Raw genomic sequence first — 4,404 nt, forward strand, 5'->3', positions numbered from 1 at the left:
TGCCGTTTTTTTGTTGGAATCAATTGTTTCTGATGTCACAGAAGGAAAATTTGTTTCTGTTTCTCTGTGGCTAATAACGAATGTAGGTAATTGACGCACAATGTTCTAGTGGAGTACCTATCATAGCCGACAGAGGTCATGGTGGATATAGCATGCTGCCTGATCTTGTGGGGAAGGAAGGGTTAGTTTCTATAATGATCGAAGGCAGGCCAGAGGCGTTAGACGAACTAAGCATGCATTGGTTTTTAGGGCATCATCTGCATCATCCTGTATACGCTTTCACTTAGCCGGATATTCAACGAACCTTACAAAGATCGTGGCTACTTCGGCGCGGGTGGCGGTTGCTTTGGGAGCAAAGAAGTTGTCCGGCTTGCCTACTACAATGCCGATGTCCCGCAGTGCCTGAACGGCCTCCAATGCCCAGGAGCTGATCTCACTCTCATCCGTGAAGGACTTAGCCTGGCTTTCAGGTATCTCATAGCCCTTGTACTTCATGTAGTTGTACAGTATCACCAGCATCTGCTCGCGCGTCATCGGTGAATTGGGGTCAAACAGGTTTGCGTTTGTACCGTTTACTATGCCTTTTTCGGCCGCCCACTCGGCTGCCGCGGTGTACCATTGTCCGTCCGTCACGTCGTTAAAGCGGGAGCTCGTGTAGCTGGAGAGGTTTACGTTCTCAAGATTGGCCAGTACCTGGACGAACATTGCACGCGTCATTGCGGTTCCCGGTGAGAAAGTTGTGGGCGTCGTGCCGTTGAAAAGATCGTATGTGTAGGCGAAATTTATATCGTTGTAGAACCAGTCGTCCATGTTGGCATCCCTGAAAGGATTGCCCGATATTACGAGGAAGCCCAGTGGGGTGGCGTCATCAACCGCCAGTTCCGTACCCTCACGGATGTTCAGCGACATGCCGTTGTCTAAGCCAACTCTTGCGCCGCTGGGTCCTACCACAACCACTCCGCCGCTCCGTATCTTCGATCCGTCGTGAATATCCACACGGTTGCCGTTTGGCAGGCCCACATGCGCGTCTTTGCCGCCTACTGTAACCGTACCGTCGCTCGCGATCGTCGAGCCGCCCGAAATGGTTACTATGCTGTTGCCGCCGGGTAGTGTCACTTCGGCGCTCTTGTCTGCCGGAATGGTTACCTTACCGTTTGAGTCTATCGTTGTGCCTTCGGGCACCTTAATCTTGGTCCCGTCTTTGGTCGCAAGCTCGCCACCGCCGGGGAGGGTGGTGTTGCCGTTTTTGTCTGTGACCGCGGGTTTATCCTTCGGTGTATTCACTGTGTAGGTCGACTTCAACGTTCCAGCGTCTGTCCCGGTGCCCGTATTGTCGGTGTTGCCCGTATTACCGATGTTGCCGGTATTTCCGGTGTTGCCCGTATTGCCGCCAGAATCAGGCACAGTGGGAGTCGTCGTCTTCATCGGCGTCGTCGTAGCACTTATCTCCGCGCCGTCGCCCTTCGCGTTCATCGCGATGATGGTGAAGTTGTAGCCTTGGCCGTTTGTCAGGTTCTTAAAGGTATATTTGGTCTCCGTCGCATCCAGTGTGACCGGCGTCACGTTGCCATACCATACCTTGTAGCCCAAGATCGCACTGCCACCGTCGTCAGCAGGGGCGGTCCAGCTCAATGTGACCTGTCCGTCACCGGCTGTCGCCTTGAAGCCGCTCGGAGCACTGGGCACGACCGGTTTTCTCTGCGCGAACATCCAATCAAAGACGTCTGTGTAGTCATTGTTCCAAACTGGCAAGTTAGAGGACTGCGCCGTGGGAGCTATGCTCCAATTCCCCATAGTTATCTCGTTGTAAAGAACCGCCGCTTCAACTTCGTGGGCTATGTAATCAGCCAGAACAGGTGTGTTGGCCGGATTTGGCCTCAGATTCGGCTGATCAAATTGATTGTAGGGCCACGTAAGAACCTCATTGCTCTCAAAGCGCGAAGCTCTCGCGTTGATCATTTTCGGCATATTGTTATTGATGAAGTTATTGAGGTTAGTCTGGTAGCCTCCAACATTATGAGTATTTAAAAACATCCAATAGGCCAAGGTGTTGTGAGCGTCATTGTCCTTAGCATTCGGTGAACCGCTTACCGGGGCCATAGGTGCGGCGGCGGCGAAGAAGCCCGGGTGGCTGTTAACTAAGTTGTTTGTATACTGGCCGCCCCATGAGAAGCCCGCCGCGTAAACACGATTAGGGTCTACTTCGCCGCTGGCAATCAGGGCGTCTATGACCTTCTTAACATTCTCTGTTGAGGGAACAGATACGCCATTATAGGAAATGTTCAGTACATGGCTGGCGTACTTATCGGGATTTTGTTCCATCTTTTTCATTAGAGCGACCGAGCCGTTGGCGGATTTCATGGCCGCTTTTTGGTCTGTCGCAGCGTTTGTGCCGCCGCGTGACATGCCGTGGGTATAAACATACAGCGGCAATCCTTTGATCACTTTACCGTCTTCATCCTTGTGAAGGTAGAGCGAGCGATTGACCGAATTGTCCGTGAATGTTGTAAACTTGTCAAGGATCGGATTCACAACTTTTTCCTGTTCAAAAACCACGTTGCGAAGTGGACTCCCTTCTGTCAGTACGATCTCTCCGTTTGGGACGATGTTGTAAACCTGCTTTGTCGAGTTACTGCTGCCATCCAGCGTTGTTTTGCCGCCGCTCGCTGAATAAAACTCAGACTCAACTACGATGTAACGGCCACTTGCCAGTCCGTCCTGATAATCCGGTGAATTGCTTACCGGCCCCAGATAGCCGCGTACCTTCGGTTCGTCATTAGCGTATACCCTTGTGATCTTGCGCGTTCCTTCAAAGGTCACCGCTTCGCCGTTCAGGGTTGTGTTCCTGGCTGACAAGGTAAACAAGCCCGAATTAAGCTCGGAGCCTAACGCTGCCTTCCCCTCGCCTAAGTCGATGATGACAGCCGTTGTGTACTCGCCACTGGCGAAGTTGTCATTCCATACGATAAAGGGAAGTATCCCCGCGTCCGGATCGTTTTTGAATGTTACGTGAATTGTATGGTCAGCCTCAATATTCGAAAAGGTATAAGTGCCAGCAGATAGAGTCGCGGTCTCACCGTCTACCGTTACGGTATCCACCATTTTGCCGGAATCGGGGGTAAACGTAAATTCTTTGTTAGAGTCCCGATCTACTCTCAGAACATCGCCGGGTGGGTTCGGCGTTATTCGGCCGCCCGGTCCCGCAGTGGCGGTGATTGAGAATCTGGTGTCCACTTCATTGGCTAAAGAGAGCTGCAGGCTGTCTGTAAATGAATCAGCGCTGGTATAAGCTGCGTCTGGAACTCCAAAAGAGGAAACGACTTCATAACGATCACCGCCCTTTTCCGTTGAGTTATTAATATAAACCTCAAAGGTAAGCTTGCCCTCCTCCAAGGTCAAGGTTCTTTTGGGTATTCTCATCTCCACGATATATCCTGTTTCCGTGATCTGGGTCCATGCAGCTCTGCCCGGAGCGGCCTGCCCTGAGAACACACCCGTCGCGCTAACGCGCCATTGGTTTGAGCCTCCGGTTCCGGTGCCGACATAAAACTCCAGGCTGTCGTACTGGTGATCTCCGCCAGCTCCCTGATATAGATTACTGTCATTCACAACTACTCTGGAATACAGGTAGTCATGGTCCCAAAGGATTCTGGCTGTGCCCGTGGCATGGGGTCTGGGATCGGCGGGCACAGTGCTTTTGTTGATGTGATGCTCCATGGTCTGGCCCCAGAGTGGGTCGTTTGACCCGAGTTCGGGAGTTCCAAAAATGGCGGTGGGTGTTTCATTCGCTTCTGCGTTCTCGATGTTGTCAGTGGCGGCGGCATAGCTGGTAGGTATTAGCGACGCCACCATTACCAAGCAACAGAGGAACGCGAGCATTCTGCTAAATCGTTTTGGCATAAATGAAAATCCTCCTTATTTTTCGATGCGGTGCGCCCAAGGCTTACCGCATCGTATTCGGACACGTTGTCCATATGACAAGCGCCCAACTATATATATTATGTTTATCAGGCGTTCAATCCTTTAATTTATCTATAGAGTATATTAAGAATGAAAACGATTACTTCGAAGCATAGGGATAGTGTTGAAGTTTGCGTGAATTGCAATAAAAAAATCCACCTTATGAACAAGATACTACATTGAATTGGAAGTGTTGAAGACGTAATATGAGAAGAAATGTAAGCGCATTCTTTTTTTTAAGGCGTATCTCTATTTCCTTGAGCGAGGTGGTCTGGTTTTAAAGGTGAGAGATATGGGTTGTATGCTTCTGAAAATTAATCGAAGGGAAGAATGCTATGCGGAAGCAAATTACAATCCTAATGTTAGTTTTACTTATGACCTTCAGTAGCTGGTTTAATCTTGTTCTGCCATTTAGCAATCAAGCTTCAGCGGACACAATAACAC

At 50.4% G+C, this 4,404-nt stretch carries 1 protein-coding gene; it reads right to left on the reverse strand.

Annotation, left to right across the window (positions count from 1 at the left end; translation table 11 throughout):
- Positions 1 to 279 precede the first annotated feature (279 nt).
- Positions 280 to 3,900 carry an S-layer homology domain-containing protein gene (locus tag PAEAM_RS22435; protein ID WP_100529045.1) on the reverse strand — a complete coding sequence of 1,207 codons (3,621 nt, stop codon included), beginning with the start codon at positions 3,898 to 3,900 and terminating at the stop codon, positions 280 to 282.
- Between the last annotated feature and the right edge of the window lie 504 nt (positions 3,901 to 4,404).

Source organism: Paenibacillus sp. GM1FR (assembly GCF_002803315.1).
Lineage (GTDB): Bacteria > Bacillota > Bacilli > Paenibacillales > Paenibacillaceae > Paenibacillus > Paenibacillus amylolyticus.